The sequence below is a fragment of the Amycolatopsis sulphurea genome (assembly GCF_002564045.1).
GTDB classification, from domain to species: Bacteria; Actinomycetota; Actinomycetes; order Mycobacteriales; family Pseudonocardiaceae; genus Amycolatopsis; species Amycolatopsis sulphurea.
Genome location: NZ_PDJK01000002.1, coordinates 2691685 through 2713306, shown reverse-complemented (window position 1 = coordinate 2713306; position 21622 = coordinate 2691685). Strand labels below are relative to the sequence as shown.

1 protein-coding gene (cut by both window edges) is annotated in these 21622 nt (G+C 68.8%); it reads right to left on the bottom strand.

All 21622 nt of this window come from inside a single coding sequence — locus ATK36_RS18480, scabin-related ADP-ribosyltransferase (RefSeq protein ID WP_141544481.1), on the bottom strand. Of the gene's 84846 coding nucleotides, 43348 precede the window and 19876 follow it; the stretch shown corresponds to coding positions 43349-64970 (codon 14450, partial, through codon 21657, partial); the first complete codon in reading order (the gene reads right to left) occupies nt 21618-21620. The start codon and the stop codon both lie outside this window.

Below are 21622 nucleotides of genomic sequence, written 5' to 3'. Positions count from 1 at the left end.
TAAACGGAAATCGCCACCCGCTCGGCGCTCGCGGTGGAATTCCCGGCACCGACGCGAACCCACAAGCTCGCCGAGAGATCGAATCCGTACTCCCGGTCCTCGGCATTGGTCAGTACCGTCACGTTCGCGTCCCCGGGCCGCGGCGTGGACACCAACCGGAAATCGTCCTTGCCTGGCGGATCGTCGTGCCGGGTGGTCACGACCGCCGCGTGCACCTCCCGGTACGGACCGTCTCCACGGAACGTGTTTGCGAACTCCTCCGCCCGCTGCCAGCCGTCGGCCATGCCGTCGTAGTCCAGCACCACGATCCGGAGCGGAGTCGACTGTTCGGCCAGGATCGCGGGCGCTTTCGCCTGGAACGCTTCAACCGCCTCGCCCGGGTCCAGCTGGTAATCGTCCCCGGCGAGGAACCCGTCCTCATCGGCTTCGAGGTAGGCGTACACCGGTTCCTCACCACGCTCCGGCGTCTGAGCGGAGTGCGCCTCGTACATCCGCCGGGGCCATCCCTCGGCGTGGAACCGATCCGACACCAGGGCCACCGCGCCCAGCGTGTTGGCGCTGGGTTCGTAGGCCACGGCAGTGACCTCCGCCGTCGAGCCGGCTTCGCTCGACGGCTCGTACGCCAGCGAGAGGTCCACGGACGATTCGCCAGAAGACGGCTCGTACGCCAATGCCGGATCCACGGAGGAGTCCGGCTCCGGCGAAAGCAGGCTGCTGCCCGCATCGGTGCTGCCGGCGGGTCCGGACTGCACGAATCCGCCGACGGCGTCGCGCGGATCACTGCCGGAATGGCTGCTGGATTCCGGCACGGTCCCCTCGGCCGCGGGCAGGGCGGTGAACCCGCCGGAGGTGACGTCCGGAGCGAGCCAGGAGAACGCCGTTTCGAGCGCGCGCGTGACTTCCGGACCTGCCTCGCCGAGTTTGTCAAGGCTGTGGAATCCTTCCAGCGCCTCGCGCGCCTGGTCCACTTGGGCGGACGGGGGAAGCACGACCTCGATCGTCACCTTGGAATCGGCACTGTCACGTGTTTCGACATACAGAGCGAGGTCGTCGAACCGGACAGCCGATCCCAGGCGGCCCAGCCGAACCAGACCTTCGGATACCGCTTCCTCCAGCAACGCCGTCACCGCATCCGCGCGCCGCTGTCCCCGAAGGCCACGACCATAGCCGGTGACGGTGATGTTGAGCTGGTCGGCGCGGAACAATCCCCGCCCCGCTGCCGCCTGGGCAATACGCCGGCCGAACTCCAGCACCGGCTCCACCTGGCCGCCGCGAACCGTCACGCCGCGCGAGGTGAAACCGATCGTCAGCGGATCGATCCGGCTCGGCACGAAACCATCTAGGGGAATACCCGGTGCGGATGTATCAGTGTCCGGCGAAGCACTGGTGAAGGACCCACCGTTGGTCACCCCGAGGCTTCCGACGTTGCGGGGAAGCTCCACCTTCACGGTCGCGCCGACGCCCTCGACCTGCCGGCCAGCGAGCGTTCGCCACTGCAGCAGGTACTCATTGGCCGGCGTGTGCTGCCGCCCCGGCACCGCCACGTTCACCCAGCACTCGGTGATCAGGAGTTGGGCATCGGGCGGGTAATTCGCCTGGCGGTAGGCATCGCCGAAAAAGGTGACTACGGCCGCTTGGCGCCCGTCCAGGTGCAGGACATCCCCGTGCCGCAGCGGGTCATCACTCTTCAAGGCACGGAGGAAGCCGGTCTTACTACCGTGTCCGGCAGTCATCCAAATGGGAACACCGCTCAGCGCCAGCGGCATGACGCGAGTATTCGATCGCGATAAAAAGATACCGTTCGCATTATTGACAACAGCGGTGTCGTAGAAATATCGGATTCGCACCTCGTTCAGATAGTGCGAGGTACGTTCCATTTCATGCGAGTCAAGGTTGTCCAGCGGAAAGTATACCCCGTGACGACCCAGCCGCCGGTTGGCCATGGCGTGCGAGACGTAGTCCTCCGGCCTGGGGGTATTCGGCTGGAAGGCGGCGAAACCCGCGCCCTGAACGGCGATTCCGCCGTCGTCGGCGAGCGTGACCGTGCCCAGGTAATTCATCCGCTGGTAGCCACCCGCAGCGAAACTGTCGACAATACCCTGATCAACGAGTAGCCGTCCGTTCAGAGAACCCCACACGAGTGCCCGCTGCTGGAAGCCGCCAGTCTGGCCGAGGCCTCCCCGAACGGCTGCCTCAGCACGCAGAGCCCGGCCGAGCAACACCTGGTTGACATCGACTACCTGACCGTCGAGCCGCTCACCCAAGAAGCCGTCATCGCCCAGATCCCCCAGAATGAAAAAGGGAAGTACGGCCCAGGTCGAATCCACCGTGCTCTCGGCTCCGTCGACGATCACCTGGTGTGTACGCAGCCGATCGACGGTCGCGTGCCTGGCCCACGCCTTGACCCGCTCGTGCCGCACGTCGTCCCCAGGCGTCCGCAAATGCAACCCGACAAAGACACCCGCGTGATTCGACAGCGCACTGAAGCTCAGGTCACCCGCCCGCAGAACCGATACCGATACATACTTCGCACCGGCGGACAACTCGATCCCGTCCGGCCGGACAGCAGCGTCACCGGAAACAGAGAGAACGTCCCCGTAGAAACGCTTGGCGCGCAACGCACCGGCGAAATTGAAACCAAGACCACCGAAATTCACCCGAGCCGCACCGTCGCGAGCGACCAGCTTCACCTCGCGGGTCGGGTCGGCCTCCAATTGCCGGCGGAATGGCAAGAAGTCCCACAACATCTGCCCGAGCTGACGGCCACCCCGCTCCAGCACGACACCGTTACGGTCGGCCTCGACGCGGATGAAGGTCCCATTCGGGGAATCCGCCACGACGATCAGCGGCACCTTCCGGCCGGCCGCGGCCTGGGCCGTGAGCCGGGCACCCAGCGCCTCCAGCACCAGTCGCTGCTGCTCGACGCTCTGCGTGCCACCGGAGAGCGGGAAGCCGAACACCGGGCCGGCCGAAACGTGCACCACCTCGTCCATCGACAACGGTGCGCTCGCCCGGAACGACGCACCCTCGGGCATTCGCCGAACGGGAACTTGCCGGGCGAAACCGAACTCACCCGCATAGTCCCAAGTCGACCAGGGACCAGCCAACTCGGCAATCCGGCGCAACAGCTCGGCATTGACGTCGCCGGTCGCGCCGGGCTGCGGGGGTTTGAGCGCAGTGAACAGCACCAGCGACGGACGAACGGGACCGGCGGTGAGCATCCGGAAGATCGAGGACTTCAGCAGTAACTCGCCCGTCACCGCCGGGGAGAAGGACGACTGGTCATTGTTCGTCAGCGGGAGCCAAAACCGGCCGAAATCACTGGACAGATCGATCTGGACCGGCGGCGTCCGGACGCCGTCCAACTCCCCCGCGTACGGTGTCAGCACCTCGCGCGTCTGTGTCTTGCCCTGACTGTCCCGGTAAATCCAGTGCACGAACCGCGCGCTATGCCTCGTCGTGCCACCCAGCATCGCGCTGATCCGGAGGCCGGAGATGAAGTGCGGCGCGAGGTAGCCCATGCCGAACGGGCGCCCGTCCGCCTCGACCAGCCGCTCCCACCGCACATCATCCGGCCGGACCTCGGCCACCAGCGAGAAGACCCCGCCGTTGGCCAGGATCGCCCGCCCCGCGGCATCGAACTCCGGCAGATCCGTCGCCGCATACACCGAACGGAACGGCCCATCAGCCCGCAACTCGGCAGCGAACTCCTTGTCAGCCCGGGCCGACTCATCCGGATACCCGGGATCCGAGGCGACCAGGGTGACCGGCACCTCGGGATCATCAGCCGCATACCGAAGGTACGCCGGTGAATTACGCACATGCCTGACCAACGTCGCCGCATCGACTCGCACCCCACCAACCAAGAACCCGTCCCGATCACCGTGCGCGAAAACGTAGAACGGCTGTTTCGTCTTCTTGGACGGGGGCACCGCGGCAACAATCCGCGCCCAGCTGTCCCGTTCCGAAACCGTACCGGAGTCGAAACCGACCGCCCCCGACGCACTCGTGGTGGGACCGAACTCCGACATACTGCGCGGAATCACCGGCACAGACACGTCGAGCACAACCGAACCCGGCCCGCCCGGGGTCACCGCGATGACCGGCAGCACCGGGTCATTACCGAACTCGGTCCGCAGCGCGGCGGCCACCAGGTCCGCATCCGGCCGCGGGCCGGTGATCCTTACCTCGGGCACGTCGAGCGCGGCATCCAGCTGCAACTGGACCGACGCCCTCAACGCGGCCGCCAGCGACCGGATCTCCTCCACGGCCGAAGGATCAGCCGGATCGACCGTCCGCGACCGGCCCAGCTCCGTATAGACCTGCGCGCTATCAAGGAAAATCTGCTCGGACCAGAGATCCACGATGGAGGATGAATCGCTGCTCGTATCGTAGAACGCGCCCTCAGCCTCGTCGAGCTGCGCGAAATCGTCCACCACGGTGGAGCCGGCGGCGCTGTCATCCACCATGGTCGAGTTCGAGCTGACACTACTGCGGCCAGAATCGGACCGGTCGTCGCTGGGTCCTGGCGGCGGTACGTCATCGAGCGGACGCGGCGCGGGGCCGCTCCCATTAATCGGCGTGCGCGGGAACCTGACCACCAGCTCCGTCGCGGCCACCGGCAACGGCGAGACCATACGAAGGACGACAGTCCACGCAGACGGTGCGCCGGGGAACTCACCGAGTGCGCGGCTCACCGGAGCCAGCAACGCCTCGGTGACCGCGGTGACCTCCAAGGCCGGCACGGAAACCCGCGGCAGAACGCCACGGTCAAGCGCCTCGGCCCACGAAAGGCCGCTGTCGAGCGCGGCCAGCACCCGCAGTTGGGTCGCGTCGGCGACCCGCTCCGCGAACTGCTCCCGGTCGGCATCGACCGGCACGGCGTAGCTGGGCTCCGTACCCGGCCGGCCCGGATAGCGGTGCACGACGACGGCGGGATCCCGTTCCACACCACTGAATTCCCGATAGTAGCTGTTGACGAGCGGAACGCCGTCCGCCTGCCCCGGTGGGACCAGCCGCACCGGGCTCCGCCAGCCGAGCACGTTGGGCCGCACGCCGAGGACCATCGCCGCCAGCCGCACGCGCGCCGCGTGGTCCTCGCCGGCGAGCGCGGTTCCGACGTTGCGGCTGCCATCGGGAGCCGCTCCGTTGCACGCGAGCAGCACCACGTCGAGGTCGGGGCTCAGCCCCTCGAACGCGCCACGTGCGTACGCCTTGGCGGTCGCGATCCACGCCGACGTGTCGAACGAGTCCCGGGTGAACGTGCCGGGGCTCGGGTCTTCGAGCGAGACCTTCAGCCCGTTCTCGCCGCCGTGCACGACCAGGTACAGCCGATCCTGGCCGGTCGCGGGCAGCGGCAGCACATCGGTGATCGACTCGCCGTATCGCGCTCGCTCGGTGCCCGGGGTGGTGACGTGCTCTACCTCGTCGAAGACGCCGTAGGAGCCCAGGTCGGCCTGCTGCAGCGCGGACGCGGGACCAAGCCCGGCAAGGTCACCCACGCTGGAAGGCAGCGACACAAAGCGCATGGTCCGCTGCTGCGCGGTGGTGAACTCCGTGGCGTGCATCGACCACGGCTGCCGCTCGGCAGCGGGAGGCGGCAGGGCCTTGAACGAGGTGTCTTCCCCGAGCCAGTACTTACCCTCGGCGGGAAGCACTCCGGATGGGCCATCGGCGTAGACGACCGTGCGGAGGTAGCCGGCGTTGTGCAGGAAACGGGCGACCGCTTTCGCGCTGTTCTCGTTCGATTCCAACCCGACCAGCACCACCGGCGCCTGCGGATCGCGGCCTGCCAGCCGGCGCATCAGCGCGGAGTCGATTACGGCCTCCACCACGTCGGGCCGCACAGCGTCGATCACCAGGACGGTCGCGTCCGCCGAATAGTGCGGCACGGGTTCGGCCTGCTCGTCCGATCGACCGCGAACCACATAGCTGGTGAGCGGCCGGTCCGGATCGAGGTCGGCGGCGATGGCGGAGGCCCCGGGTTCCGCGGGGAAGTGCAGCAGGCCGTGCTGCCGCGACACCTGGAAGGCGGGCGGATCGGCCATCACGAGCGGGCCACGGCCCTCGAGTTCCGCACCGATTTCGGTGGCGACCTGCGTGGCCGACTCCTCGTCGGTGCGCCGCAGCTCGGCCAGGACGACCTTCGCGACGTCCTCTTGCCGGCTCCGGGCCGCCCCGCTCCAGCCGTGCCGATCCGCCACCTCGGCCACGATCCGGCGGGCCGGTTCGAGCTGCTCCTCGTATACCTGCTCCGGGAGCTTGCCGACCACCGCGTCGCCCCGCTCCAGCCGCCTGGCCAGCGTGGGCGAGACCGCGGGCGCCGCCGGCGCGGGCGAGCCCCAGATCTCGACCTGGACGTCGCGGCGCCCCTCGACGTGCTCGATCTCCGGACGGATCCGCGGTGGCACTGAGCCGGAACGGCTGGCGGCCCGGCCGATCTGCGCCTGTACCAAGGAAACGGCGTTCCGCGGCCCGTCGCGGGTCACGTCGCCCCGCGCCCGCACGGTCACCTCGGACGAAGTGTCCTCATCGGACTCCGTCAAGCTCCGCATGAAGCGCTCGACCAGGACCCGATCGGCAAGCGGCAGAACGCTCGCCTCTTCCGGCACCGTCAGATCGAGATCTGCAGGACCGGTGAGTTCGAGGTCCGAGGATTCGGCCGGACGGCTGCCGGTCCAGGGCCCCGGCAAAGTTGGTCGGGGGTCCGTGAAGGGCCCCTTCACGGACTCAGAGTCCGTGAAGGGTCCCTTCACAGCCCTCCGCAGCTGCGCAGGGCCCTCCACACCGACTTTGCCGACACCCGGCCGGCCGGAGCCGTCAGCGCCCAGCACCGGCTCGCCATCGGGACCCGTGCCGATCTGGAACCACCCGGTGACGTGGCGCGGGGCCACCTCGCCGGGGAGCACCACATCGGCCGGGTCCACGAGGCCGTGGTCCGTGCCTTCGTAGTGGGCGAGGGTCGCCGAGACGTCCACCCCGCCCGGTGCGTCGACCACGTACACATACCGGCCATCCCGCTTCGCGAGGGCCGTTTCGGGGTCCAGCGACGCGCTGACGAACCCGGAGGTCGCTTCCGGGTCGGTCGATTCGACGTAGGCGTACAGGTCCAGTTCGATGCTTTCGGCGGGCATGCCTTCGGCCGGGAAGCCTTCGGCGAGCACGGTCCGCGGCGGGCGCGGATCGGTCAGGAAGAGCGGCCGTCCCGGGGCGACCCGGACCGGTGGCGGGAAAACGACGGGTGGATCGGGATCGGGATCGGGATCTGGTGGTGGCGCACCGTATTCCGCCAGCACCGGCGCGGTCCAGTCCACTTCGGACTCCAGCCGCAGCGGCGGCAGGGTGTGCGCCTCGGCGGGCGCACGCAGGTCGAAGTGGCCGGTGGTCTCCGCCAAGCGGGCCTGGTAACCGTGGAAGGCGTTCCACCACGCGTCGGTCGCGGCCTCGTACTCTGTCTCGACGGCCGTCAGCGCTTCCGCGGCACCCTCGTCGCCGCGTACGGCCGCGTCCCGCGCGCCCGCCAGCCGCGGCACCACGGCCGACCACGCGACGTCCGCGTCGGCGAAGGTCCGCGCGGCCTCGGCCAGCGGCACGGGGATCGCGTCCTGGCGGGAGTCGTTCGCCAGGACCAGTGCGTTGCGGATCGGCAGATCGACCACGGCGGTTCGCTTGCGGGTGATCAGGCCGGTCGGCCGGGCGACGAACCTCAGGTCGGCGTCGTTGAGCCAGAACCCGATGAGGTCCGCGGAGGCGGTGGACCGCTCGGTCCCGGTGCCCTCGTGGTGTTCGGCCTCGCGTTCGGATTCGGAGCCGACGCCACCCAACGGGTTCATCGGCAGGATGTGGCCCCCGCCCCCGCCGAACTGCTCGCGGTGGCCCAGCGCCTCGTGGCCGTGCGGCTGCTTGCCACCGAGGCCGAGCAGCGGGGCGGCCACCAAGCCGAGCTCGGCCACCGAGGCCTCGGCCAGGGTCTTCTCCACCGGCCCCTCGGTGTACTTGCCGGAAATCCTGGTGCGGGCGGAAACCCCGGTGAGGGTGGGCAGGCCGGGCGTGCGGACGTGCAGTTCGAGGGTGATCCCGGAGCCGACCGGGATGTCCAGCGGCACGCCGGCGGCGGCGTAGATCGGGAACCTCGCCTTGAACCGCGGGCTGGTGATCGCGGTCCGCAGGGCGCGCCAGACCTCCGAGGGCACCTCATCGGAGCGGGTGCTCTCCCGGTAGGCCAGCGCCGCCGCGTCCACCGCACTGTCCACATCGAACTTCACGTGGCTGACCCACGTGTTGTCGCTCTGCGGAGCGCCATGCCAGGTCCGGAGCGCTTCGGGGCTCGCCTGGTCCTCGGTCCGCAGCTGCGGCTCCGTCACCGAGGCGGGCAGGTCTGCCAGCCCCTCGGGGGCCGAATCCTCGGGCAGGTGCAGGAAATCGACGGTGCGCTGGGCTTCGGCTTCCGCGATCCGCCTGCCGTTCCGTTCGATCGCGACGGTGAACCCGACGTTCGCCCGGTAGCCGGCCAGCGCACCGGAGACCTCGGCCGCGCGCTGGTGGACGGTGCTGCGGGACTCCTTCTCCGTCCGCTGCTTGCGCCCGATCACCACGTCGCCGATGAGCCCGCCGCCAATTAGTCCGTAGGGCCGGCTCTCGGACACGTGCTCGTTCGGCGGCGCCCCGCCGACCTCGACCGAAGGCAGGGCGATCGGCTCCATCCGCAACGCGGTCCGGGTCCAGGACCGCACCTTGGTGCCCAGCGAGGTGGTCGTCACGGTCTGCTTAAGCCGGCTGTGGGTCAGGCCGGTGAACTCCGGAGCGGCCAGCAGCTCGTTGGTGATCACGACGTCGTAGGTCTCGCCCTTGAGCCGGCCCTCCAGGCGCAGCGGACGCGGCACGCCGTGCGGCGAATGCTCCAGCGAGGTCTGCGCCTCGGCGAGCCACGACGTGATCGCCGCGTAGTTGTCGTGCCCGGTGCTCAGCGGTGAAGACGGGATCAGCTGGCGGGCGCGCGCTTTACCCAGGGACCGGGCGAGTTCGCGACGCAACTGCGGCAGCACGGATTTGAGGTCGACCTTGCCGTCCACAGCGCCGATCCCGACCGACAGCGACTCGCTGGGGCGCATAGCCCCGGGCGCGGGGATCTCCCGGGCGTCCGGCTCGCGCACCAGCAGCTCGGGCAGGTCGCGCACGCGGGCGTCTTCTTCGGCTTGCTTGGCCCGGATGGCGTCGATCTGCTTGGTGGTGGCCCGGATGGCGTCGATCTGCTTGGTGGTGGCCCAGGCGACGACCGCCTTCGGCAGGTCGAACTGCTCGTTCGCGGCCCCGGGCTCGCCCGGCCGGATGAAGCCCCACGCATTACGCCACCGCCGCGAGCGCACCTCGGCCGCTTCGGTGACCCGCACGTCGAACCGTACCAGATGCCACTGCTCGGGCTGCTTGCCGATCGTCGTGCTGGTGGCCACACCGGTCGAGACGTCGGTGGACTTGCTGCCCTCCAGCACCATCGGGTTGATCTCGAACACGGTGAGCGCACCGGGGCGCACCGACTTGTCGCTGCCTTCAGGCGCCGCGTTGTGGTAGTAGCCGAAGCTCGTCATGTCTGCGGCCATGGTGACCGACCAGTTCAGCGCGTCGCCGGTGCCGGTCTTCGACTCGGTGCCCGACGTGAGGGTCGGCTGCTGCCACTGCTTGCCGGACAGCACCTCGACGTTGCGCGGCACGAACGAGACCTCGGCCGCGCCGTACTGCGTCAGCCGCCGCCGCGCCCAGCTCAGACCCCGGAAACCGGTGGTACGGCTGAACAACCGGCGATTGGCCCGGACCGCGTCCGGCGAGAGGACGTTGTCGATGTGGACGCTGGAATCGCTCTCCGGGAAGGAGAAGACCGGGTCACCGGACGCCCGGGTGAGGCCGTTCTTCACCGCGGCGCGGACGTGTTCGAGCCCGGCGAAGCTGACCACCCGGATGCCGTCGAAGTCCGAGGACAGGCCGCGGCGCAGCGCGTCGCCGGAGACCGGTGTCTCCGGGGCCGGGCGCAACGTGAGACCGGGCAGCTCGCGTCCCTCGGTGCGCGTGACGGTCAGCGGCTCGGGCCGGTCGGGGGTCACGTAGGCGGAGGGGACCTGGATGTCCGCGGCCACCCGAATGGCCACCTCGGGCGAAGCGACTCCGGTTTCCGGGTCCACGATGGGGATCGGCTTCGCTTCGGGCGTGTGCAATCCGCGCCGGCCGAAACTGAGCCCGCGCACCATCGCGTTGTGCCGCTTGTAGGTTGTGCCGCTGAGCGTCCAGTCGACGTTCGCGGTGAACCGGTGGCGCGGCTCGGGAACCAGCTTGCCCGTGGCGTCCAGAGCGGTCCCGATCTCGCGCTCGTCCGCGCGCTTCACGGTGGACTCGGCGAGGCCGGACTTGGTCCAGGTGAACGAGGCGTAGATCGAGTTGACGAACACCACGGCCCGCTCGGACAGCGCCGTGGTGATCCGCGACGCGACACCGATGCCCGTGGTCTTCGCCCGTTTCGTGGTGTGCGCCGTGCCGGCGGCATCCGAGGCCGAGACGACCGCCGGCGCGGAAAGCCGGGTGATCTCACCGGTGTCCTGCAAGTCGGAGAGCTTGGCCTTCAGGGTGAAGGACGCGTGGTAGTCGTGTCCCCAGCCGTGCTTGGGCACCAGCGGAATCCGCAGCCCGTCCTCGGACAGCGCGCGGTCGGCGAGCAGCGACAGCTCCCGGTCGGTGAGCAGGCCCCGCAACGCCTGCCGGCGCTCCAGCCCCTCCTGCAGCTTGCGGCGGATCTTGCGGCCCGCGGCCTTGTCGTCGAACTGGTCGAGGAACCGGTCACTGCTGAGGTACCACCACTTGTGCCCCGGCACGGTGCGCACCGAGTTCTCGATCAGGTCGAGGACCTGATCGGCCACTTTGGACACTTCGAGCGTGGCACCGGCCAGCGCCCGGCCGGATTCCAGCGCCTCCGGGCCGTAGAGCCGCCGGGCGGGCGCGGGCTCCGGGGCCGACGTGGTGGTCTCGGGCTCGGTGGTCTCGGACTCGGTGGTCTCGGATTCGGCGATGACCGGCTCGGCGGTGGTGGGCTCGGTCGTGGCGGACTCGGTGGTCTCGGTGGTCTCGGGCTCGGCAGTGATCGACTCGGTGGTGGCCGACGGCGTGGACGTGACCGGCTTGGTGGTGTCGTGCGTGGACTCAGCCGGATCCGGCGCAGTGGTCTCCGGCGCAGTGGTCTCGGGTGCACCGGTCTCGGGCGCGGTGGTCTCGGGCGCGGTGGTGTCCGGCACCGTCGTGTCGGTGATCGTCGTACCGGTGGTCGTGCCCGAGGTGGTCGTTTCCCGGGTCTCGGAGGAACTCCGGTCCTCGGCGGCCGGGCGCACCTCGCGCCATTCGGTGGCCCGCACGGCGTCGGCGAAGGTCATCGGCGACTTGCCCGGAACCCGTACCTGCAGATCGAAGCGGCGCAGGAGGCGCTGGGCCGGTGCCTCCCGGCTGCTCTGGTGTACCTCGCTCCCGCTGTGCGAAAGACCCTGCTCCCGCCCACGCTCGGCGCCGCCGCCCACCATCGGGCCGACGGTGACGCCCATCGCGCCGGTGTCGAAGCTGGGGCCACCCATGATCTTGGTGTTGGCCGCCCTGCCCGCGGCACCTACGTCGGAGGCGCTGGCGGACAACGAATCGACGGTTCCGAACGTCGCGGTGTCGACGGTGTCGAGCACCTCCGGCTCGCTGCGTTCGACCAGCCGCATCTCCACCGCGCTCGGCATGTTGATCCAGGAGACGAACGGGTGCTTGCCGGTGAACAGGATGTCCGACCGGACCCAGCCGCGGCCCTTCGCGGCTTCCTCGGGGGTGACCGCCATCCGGTGGTAGTGCTTCGCGAACGTCCCGTCGTCCAGGAATTCCCGCAGCGTCCGGCGGCCCACCCGGCCCGGCTTCACCAGAGAGTTCGGCAACGCGCCGGCGACCTTGTCGAACAGCCGGTGCTCACCGTCTGCGGTCGGCGGCAGTGTCCGGTCCTTGTAGCTGCCCGCGCGCTGCCCGATGACCTCCACCGACTCGATGTAGGACCGTCCCGTGGCCACTTCGGCGCCGGCCGGGCGGACGCCGAGACCGCTCGGCACAAGAAGATTCACGGCCGGACGGCGACGCCCGCCCACGACCACCGGCTCGCCCACCGGACGCTGCCGCTTGTCCCGCAGGCTGAGTTCGATCCGGACCGGGACCCGGACCTCCCGCATCGGGACCAGCACGCTCAACGCGTGCTCGCGGCCGGCCTCGCTGCTCGCACTCGTGTTCACCGCGTTGCTCGCGTCGGTGGAGAACTGCACGAAGCCCAGCGCCATGAACCCGGGACTGACCGGGACGATGATCAGCGCCATCGCCGAGTTGCCCTGGCTCGCCCCGGCCTTCGTCGCCAGCGCTGCGCTGCCCGCGGGCCCGGCGAGATCGGTAGACGTGCCGGCTTCGGGCTCCGGCCCGAATTCCGCGGCGTTCCAGTCGTAATGCGCCCAGCCGTGCAGCTCGTAGTGCCTGCCGTCGATCTTGACGTCCTCGACATGTCCCATGCCGCGGAACTTGTTCACGTTGGACCGCAGCGCGGCGGCGAACTCGTCCACCCCGTGCCGCGCACCGGCGGGCAGCAAGGCGTCCAGCGCCGCGTCCAGTGCCCTGGCGTTGCTCAGCTCGCCCTGCTGCTGGGCCATGTTCATGCCGATGCCACGGCGCAGGTCGTCCGTCAGCTCGGGCGCGGGCGGCACCGGCCGGGTCGTCGCTGACCGCCCGCTCTTGGTGACCGTCGTACCGGAGGTGCTCGGCTGGGCGTCCGGTACCTCCACCGGCTCGGCGGGGTTGAGATCGTCGACCTCGGTGAACCGGCCGCTGTCGGTCACGATCCGCCGGCCGGTGACGCCCAGCTTGGTGTCCTTGTCGGCCCCCCACACCGTGACCGGGCCGAACTCCCGCTCCCAGGTCCGCTTCAGGTGGTAGGCGACCGAGAACTCCCCCGGCACCGACCGGTTGGTGCGGCATTGGCCGAGCAGGATCCGATCGCTGCCGCCGGCCTCGGTGAACACCGCACTGCCGTGGATCGCGCGGGCGGACTGCTCCCCGTCGAGGGTCAGCACATCACCACGGACGTGCGGCCGCCCGGTGGCCATCGCGAAGTCGAGGTGCTTCCTGTTCCCGTGGCCGTCCACCGGCCAGGGGTCCATCCCGGCCCACGGTGACCGCGCGCCCACGGTTCGGGTTCCGGGTTTGCCTTGTGCCTTCGGCACTTCGCGGTGATACGTGTCCTGAGCCGCACCGGCATAGCGCATTCCGTTCAACGAGTCGATGCGCACGTCGCGGGACCGGGTCGGGAAGAACTGTCCGTGCACTTTGCCGTCGAGCCGCACGTGCCCGTAGCTGACCAGGTCGCCGGGGCCAGGGGTGATCGGGGCGATCTTGCCCAGGCCCCCGCCGAGGGCCAGCAGGTCCGGCTCGGTGAAGGAGTACCGGCCGTCCTGCGCGAAGTACATCGTCCGCGAGTACCCGCCGGGCACCATGGCCTTGGCGAATTTGTCCATCGTGGTGGCCGGGTCGCCGATGCCGAGCACCAGAAGGGGCCGTTCGAGGTTGCCCATGACCTCTCGCAAGCCGAGGTCGTCCCGCAGGACCCGGGCCAGATCCTCGACGGTGGGGACCAGCGCGGGCTTCCCGTCGCTGCGCACCACCCGGTATCCGCCCGTCGTGTACTGAGCGACCACGATGACCGGAGGGTTGGCGCCCCACGGCGAATCGTGGCGAACCCCTTCCGCGTCGTAGTACACCGCGAGCGAATCGGCATCGATCTGCTCGACCCAGGATTCCAGCTCCTCGTAGGTCTTCTGGTCCCCGGGTGCGCGCAGCACGTGCACCGGGACCGAAGCATCGGAGCTGAGCAGCGAAGAGACCACCACGTCGCCGGATCGCCAGCCGGACACCAGTTCGAACGCGGACCCGGGGTCCAGGGTGATGCCGTCCGGACCGGCCGAAACCCCCTTGGTAGGCGCGAAAACGTCGTTGAAGAAGCCGGCGTTTCGCAACGCACCCGCGACATCGAAGCCGAAACCGCCGAAGTTGTTCCGCTCGGCCCCCGACGAGGACACCAGCACGATCGGCCGGTTCGGGCCGGCTTCCAGCTGTGCCACGAATTCGGGGTTGGAGAGCAGAAGTTCCCCGAGCTGCCGGCCTTCTTCTTCGGTGAGCTGGCCATCGATCCGGTCCACGTTCACGTGCCGGGCCGCGCCGTCGAGCGAGACGAAGATCGGCTCGCCTTCCGAGCGCTGATTCCAGGGGCCCTCGACCCCCCGGCCGGCCGCGACCGCGGCGGCGAACTCCCGGAACCGCGCGGAGGAATGCTCGGCGCCGGAAAGGAAACCGAATGCCGAACCGGAGGACTCGTGCCGGATCTCGTCGAGCGTCAGGCCGGTTTCGGTGAACTCGTCGCCCTGCGGGATGATCAGTTCGCCCTGGCCGCCCACTTCGACCGCACCGGTGTAGGAGTAGCTGTGCCACGGGCCGGACAGCTTCCGCAGCGCGGTCAGCAGGCCGGTGTTCGGGTCCGTTCCACTGTCGCTAGTGGACAGTTCGTCGGTGGCCACGACCAGCGGCGGCCGCACCCGGCCCTGCAGTGCCCCGGAGACCGCACTATGCGCATAGGCCAGCTTGGCCAGCTCATCGTCGTCCACGCCGAGCCGGCGGCCGGTCTCCTCCAGCATCACGACATGGTGGCCACCGGTGGCTTCCAGCAGCAGGAGCAGGTTTTCGGTGCGGCCGTCCTCGATCGAGCCGGCCCAGTCGGCAATGGTCTCGACGCCGTCGTCGGGTTCGAAGCTGACGGCCGAATCGTCGTCGGACGATTCGCCGTCGAGCTGCCGCATGACCTGCCGCCGGGAGTGCACAGTGGATTCGGCCGAGCGTTGTTCCCACCCGATCTCGGTCTTTTCCGAGCCGGGATAACCCACCCCGTAGGTCTTGGCGGTCGCGTCGGTCAGCTCGACGACGCGCACATCTTCGGGCCGGAGCTGGGAAACCCGGCTGAACCTGGCGTCCTGCGGGCTGCCCCAGCCGTACGGGTCCGTGCTGAGCACCTCGACGTAGGGCCCGGAACCACGCAGCGCCTCGGCGAATTCCCGGGCACCGGCCCGGCTGAAGCCGTTGCCTGCCAGCACGACGGTCAGCTCCGGATCGGCCAGCTTCTGCTGGTAGGCGGGATGCGTGCGCAGCCGCTCGGCCAGCTGCAGCCCGCTCAGGATCTCGCCGTCGACGTCGAATCCGTCCTCCCAGCCATGGGTGAACACGGTGAACGACTTGCCGTCGCCGGTTTCCGCCGGAGCCGCCAGCTCCAGGTGGGCGGCGGTCCATGCGGAGAGCACCTGCGAGTCCCTGGTGAAGGCCACCCCGCCGGAAGTGTGTGCCGACGGCGGGAGTTCCGTCCCGGGCGAGGTGATCCGCGGTCGTTTCGCCGGAGGCTTCAAGCCGGAGCCGGTCCGGTCGCCCCGCGTGACCGTCGCAGGGCTGTTCGAGCCCTGCTGAGGCGAACTGGGCCGCAACTGCGCGAACGCCGCACCGAGCGCAGCCGCCGCAGCGTCGTTCGAACCCTGCTGAGGTGCCACGGAATCGGGCAGCAACTTCGCGAACGCCCTGTCGAGCGCGGCGATGCTCGCGTCCGCCGGGTCGAGACTGGCCTCGGCATCCCTCAGCGCCTGTTCGCCGAGTTCGGCACGGGGCAGGTCGACTGCGATGAACACCGAGTCACCGTGCGTTCCGGAATCCGAGGTCCGGATGACGATGTCCTCGGGCTGGAGCTCGAACCCGAGCCTGCGCAACCGCACAGTCTCCGCGCGCACCTCACTCTGGGCCACCGCCTCGACGACGTCTGCGCGCGCCTGGCCGGTCACGTGGTTGCTGCTGTAACCGGTGAGGTAGAGCACGGGCAAGCCAGCGTTGTTGGCCCGGCGCCAGACCCCGGCGCGAACCGCCTGCCGGACGATCGCATGGATGGTGTCGACCTCCTGGCCCTGGACCGTCTTGCTCATCTCGGAGAACCGGATCGACACTGGTTCGATCCGGCCTGTCGACAGCTCGCCGAGCGTGACCTCTGGCGCGGGCCCATCCGGTCCCGGCGTCACCTCGGCGAGCGAGCCACCGTTGTAGACCCCGGCGGCCGCGTGGGTTGTAGACACCCAGACCTCGTTGTCGGCAGCGAGCACCAATAACGGGTTGCCGACAACCTTGCGCAGTGCCAGGGAAAGTTCCGCCGCCTCGATGGTCCCGTTCGGGCCCTTGGCTCTTACCAGGCACTGATCAAGCCGCATCGCGGCGGGATCGACCCCGGCCTGCCGATAGAGATCGAGTGCGGTGATGATGTGGGCCATGTCGCGGCCGCCGGCCATCACGATGTCACCGAACTCCCACGGCCGGTCGGTCTTGAGGGCGAGTGCGAAGCCCCCGCTGTTGCCGTGCCCGTCGATGGCGAACCGCTTGGCCAGCGGAATCCCCGCCCACGGAGTGACATAAGCCACTAACCGCTTGACCGGCCGGCCGGCTGCGTCGGTACCGGTGATGATCTCCCGGAAGTAGTACTGCTGCCGCACGCCCGTCTGGTGGGACGAAGACGCAGCCATGGTGTGGAGGTCGGCCACATCGCGCGGGAAGAAGATCCCGTGGGTGCCCAGCCGTTCGTTGGCTTTGGGGTAAGCGAAGTAAGCGTCCGGGCTCGGCAGCGATGGATCATGCTGAACAAAACCCTTGTTCTGCAAGGTAATTCTGCCGTCGTCGGACAGGTAGAACGTATTCTCCGGCGCGTACAGCACCCGGTCGTACCCACCGCCGCTGAAGGACCGGAAGAATCCCGCGCTCTCGGTGATCTTCCCGCCCAGCCAGGCCACCACGAGTCCCCGCCACATGTTGTCGCCCAGCATTTCCCGCACCTGCGGTTCAGTACGCATGATCCACCCGACCAGCGCCGAGGTGAGAGGCACATCCTGGCCATCCTGGCCGATGCCGACATCACCGTCGACGAGGATGAACACCGGAACCGTGCCCGACGGCCACGGCGACTTCACCTCGGTCGAGCTGGTATCACCGTCGATCCGGTAGGTGCGCAGCCGATCGGCAGTCGCATTCTCGGCCCACCGCTTGGCTGCCTCGTAGTTGTTGTCGTGCCGAGAATGCACGTACACCGTGAACGACTCGCCGTCCCCGTTCTTCAGTACGCTCGTGCGCAGATCTCCTGCCCGCAGCGTGGACACCAGCACGAATTCCGAATCGGCGCCGAGCTCGATCCGATCTTCCTCGATGCGCGCTTCCCCCGTCGGCGCATAAACTCTGTTGAAGATTCCTTCCCTGCGGAGCGCCCCGGCGAAATCGAATCCCAGCCCGCCGAAGTTCACCCGCTTGCCGCCATTCCGCGCGACCAGCACCGCCTCCCGTTCCGGATCCGACCGCAGGAAACGCAAGGTATCGGTGGCCAGCAGCCCGGAACCGAATTCATCGCCGCCCAGTTCATGCACCGGGCCGGTCGAGTCCGCGACCCGGCCGAAGGTGCCGTCGACCGAATCCACCGAAATGACCAACGGCCGTTTCGCCGGGTGCTTCAACGGCACCCCGCTCAGGTCGGCAGAACCATTCCGCAATGCGTCCTGGAATTTCCGCAGTACCGCGTCCTCGTCCGCCGGATTACGCGCCGCACCCGGCACCGGGAACCCGATCACGTCGGCCAGTTTCGGACTTACCAGATCGTGGAAATCAAGCGCGGTCGCGGTGAATTTCGCGCCCTTCGCCACGATTGCGCTGGGCACGGCGACGTTCCGGCCGAGCGGGCCGGCGTAGTCGTGGCTGCGCAACGGACCGCTCAGTTTCCTCAGCTTCGCCACCAGCCTGGCGTTGGCCTGGCTCGGCACATCCGGCTTGGCCTTCGGGTCCGAGCTGTAGAAGATCATCTTCGGGCGGGTCGGGCCCTTGAGGAGCTGCTGATACCACCGGGAATTCACTATCAGGTACGCGGTGTCCTCCGGCGAAATGGGCCAGCTCGACCCATCCTCGTAGGGAACGGAGAAGTCCGTACCGCTGCTGTCCAGCTCGAACTCGACGGGACCCGTCCGGGCGCCGCCGGTCTCGGCTACCCAGTCCACGAACCTGACCCGCGCCGAATCAGCGCTCTGCATCTCGTACAGCGCCTGCCTGCTCTGGTCGGTCGCCGATCGCGGATATCCGGCGTGGACCCCATTCGACCAGTCGAGCCGGGCTTTCGTGGCGAAGCCCATACCGAACAGGCGGCCGTCGTCCTGTACGAACGGCATCCACGCGACGTCCTCGGGCCGGCCCTTGGCCGCCACCGTGAACACCGGAGCCGGCCCTGGTACGAGGTAGCCCTTCGCGGCGTCCTTTTCCACCAGGTCGTACCCGATGACCACGGAACGGAACGGGCCATTGCCACGCAAGGCCTCGGCGAACTCCTGCACAGCCGCGATCGCGTCCGGGTCCAGGACGCGGCTGCCGTGGATCACCACTACCACTGGCACCTTGTGGTCGCCCGCGTACCACTGGAACGGTGTGTAGCGGAGGTGCCCGGCGAGCTGTGCCCCGTCGATCAGCGCCCCGTTGACCAGAAACTGCCTGCCCTGGATCTCGTCGATGAAGAGATAGAACGGCAGGGCATGCAGCGTCGGCCGCGGCAGCGCGGCGTAGAACGCGGCTTGCCGCGCTGTCCAGGCCCCCGGGGGCCGGCCGTTGCTTCCGTAGATGGCGAACCCACCGGCAGCCTTGGCCGTCGACTGCCAGAGCAGGCCATTCGGCCGCACTGGCACGGACACTTCGACGATGACCGGGCCCGACGAGTCCGGTGTGAGGTCGATGTCCGGCAGCTCCAGTGCCGGATTGCGGCCAAGGACGGTACGCAGCATGTCAGCGATGAATTCCGCGTCCTGGCGCGGGCCTTCGATATCCACCGACGGAACCGGCAGCCCCACCGCCCGCTGTGACTGGATCGAGGCTTTCAACGCGTCCGCCAGCTCGTGAATCTTGTCCACCAGGCGGGGATCGTGGATGTCGAAGGTGCGCACCGACCCGCCAGGCGATGCGCCGGTCCCGCCGGGAGCACCACTCGGCCCGCCCACCACGCTGCCGGGTCGGACCGTCGAAGCAACGCTGCTGGTGTCGCTGTCACTATCGCTGTCACTGTCCGACTGCCAGGTGAGGTTCTGGGCAGGCGAAGAACGCGTGACGACGCTGTGGCCACGGCGCGTCCGGGAAGCCGGGTTTTCGGCCGGACCGGAATCGGCCGAGCTGTCGGTATCACTGTCACGGACCGACAGGGGGGTGAGATCCGGGGGAGCCGCGGAGAGTGCGATGCGGCCTCGATCAGCCGGTGCGGCCAGTGCGGCCGATTCCCCAGCAGGCTCCGGACGATCCACCGTCGGGTTCGGCCCGGATGACCCGGCCTGCCAACGCTGCACCACGACTACCCCGAAGCGCGGGTCGTCCACCCGCGCAACCCGTTCGATCGCCACGGATACCCGCTCGAGCAGCTGCTCGACCGATACGTCGAACGAGCCCTCCGGATCTTCCGCGTACCTGCGCCGCACCGCGTTCTCGAGCAGCTCCTGGTGCGGGTGGCTCCAGCGGGAATCCTCGACCGAGCCGGGCAACAGCTGATACGCGGTCAGGCTGAAGCCGGGCAGCTGATCGGCCGCGGCACGCTTTGCATCGTCGACGAAACCTTCGGCCAGCCATGAGACCCGGTCGGCGTCTGCCAGCGACATCTGGTTCATGCTGGTAAGCCGCATGGCCAAAGCGGCCTGCGCGCGATAGGAATCGATGCTCCGACGGGGACTGTCGGACCGGGAGAGCTGCCAGCTTCCGGAGCTCTTCCGGGTACCGGGCATCTTGCTGACGGTGAACTGCCACCGAGTGGGCCGATCGGGGTACTGATCAGCCGGATAACGCGAGTTCAGCTCCCGCTGCAGCGCCTGTGTTGCCTCTCGTTCCAGCGCGTCGCGCCAGCGCAGGAACCGATCTTGAGCCCCATGGCCCGGGGCCACCTGAAGGTCGAACCGCAGGTCGAGCCCTTCGTACCCGGCGTTCGGCCCCGCCATGGCGTGGCGCACGATCTGCTCGGCGCCCGAAGCGAGTGCCGCCACGTCCGCCGGAGACAGCTCGATACTCTTCGGCCCGCCGAACTGGCCTGCCGCCACCTGCCTCGACTTCGGCCGGCCCACCCTCGCCGGGTCCGGACCCGGCGGTCGATCCCCGGCAGCGCCGACCGGCCGATCCTCGGCTGCGCTCGGCGCGCTCTCGGCCGGACCGGAATCGGCCGACGTGCGCAGATCGGCCAGCAATCCGCGTTGAAAGCTGTAGTACGGCTTGAACCGTACAGCGCGATCCAGCACTTCCTCGACGGCGCTGGTCAGATCCGACGGCTTCACCGATCCGGCAAGCGCCCGGGCCGCCGCATTCCGCGCCAGCACTCGAGTCCGCTGCAAGCACGGTCCGATCCCGTGCGTCTTCTCGACCTCGTCCTCCCGGCCCACCACCCCGAACGCCAAGATGTCGCCGTTGCCCGGATTGGCCACTTCCCGCTCGACAACCCCCTGCACGAGCTCCATCACCCGCTGCTCGGCCGTCGCCGACAAAATCGGCACCAGTGTCAGGAACCCCTCGGTCAGCTGCTTCACCACGCCGCTGCGGTAATCCGCCAGCTTCCGCTCCGGCGCCGGAAACAGGTCCAGGCCGATGGTGGCCGCAGCCGGGGCTTTTCGACTCGTCCGGAGCGTCTGATAGGTGAGCGCCAGTCCGGTCGAATCCACCCGATGCGCGGCCAGCGCGGCCCGGAAGCGCTCCTCGATCCACTGATGCAGATCAGAGCGCACACCATAGGTTACGGCCGGATCCGATCGGCGAACAGTCTGGCGGATATCCCCTAATTGCAGGCCCTTCTTCGCACGATCAGCCTGGCTAGCCGCGAACTGCTCGATCGCGAGCCCCATCTCCTCGGCGTCGGGACTCAGCAACATCTTTTCGGCGTCGGGACTCAGCAACGCCCGCGGCCGTGCCGGCTCCAGCCGGCCTTGCCGTGCCTGCTCCAGCCGGTCTTGCCATGCCGGATCCAGCCGGCCTTGCCAGGTCTGGATCCGGTGGTTGTCTTGCGCACTGATCCGGGCGCTGACCTCCTTGGGCAGGATGCCGATCTCCGGCAGTGGGCCCACCTCGTCGAGGAAAAGACCCGGATTGGTGTCGCGGTGCGCCAGGTGCAGCTGGAAGTGGCCGCTGATCACCTGTTCCGGCGTCAACCCCGAATCAGCAGGCAACTCGGCTCGCACCACGGTATTGACCAGGACGGTGAGATTCTCCGCCCGGACGGCCGCCCGTCCCTTCGACGAACGCTGGTCGAGAAGGAGCGTCGACAAATTCTTCCGGGGGACACCGGCCGCATACTGCGCCGCCAGCGATCGGACGAAACCGCCGATCCTGGCCGCTGCCCGAGGAAGCGCAGCCTCCTGAAGGTCATCGCCGTGCAGCGCGAAAGGCAGGCTCAAGGACGTCATCACCGCATACGCCGCCAGCGCATTCGACGGCGCCTGATGCTCGATCACCTCAATGACGACCGGCCCGG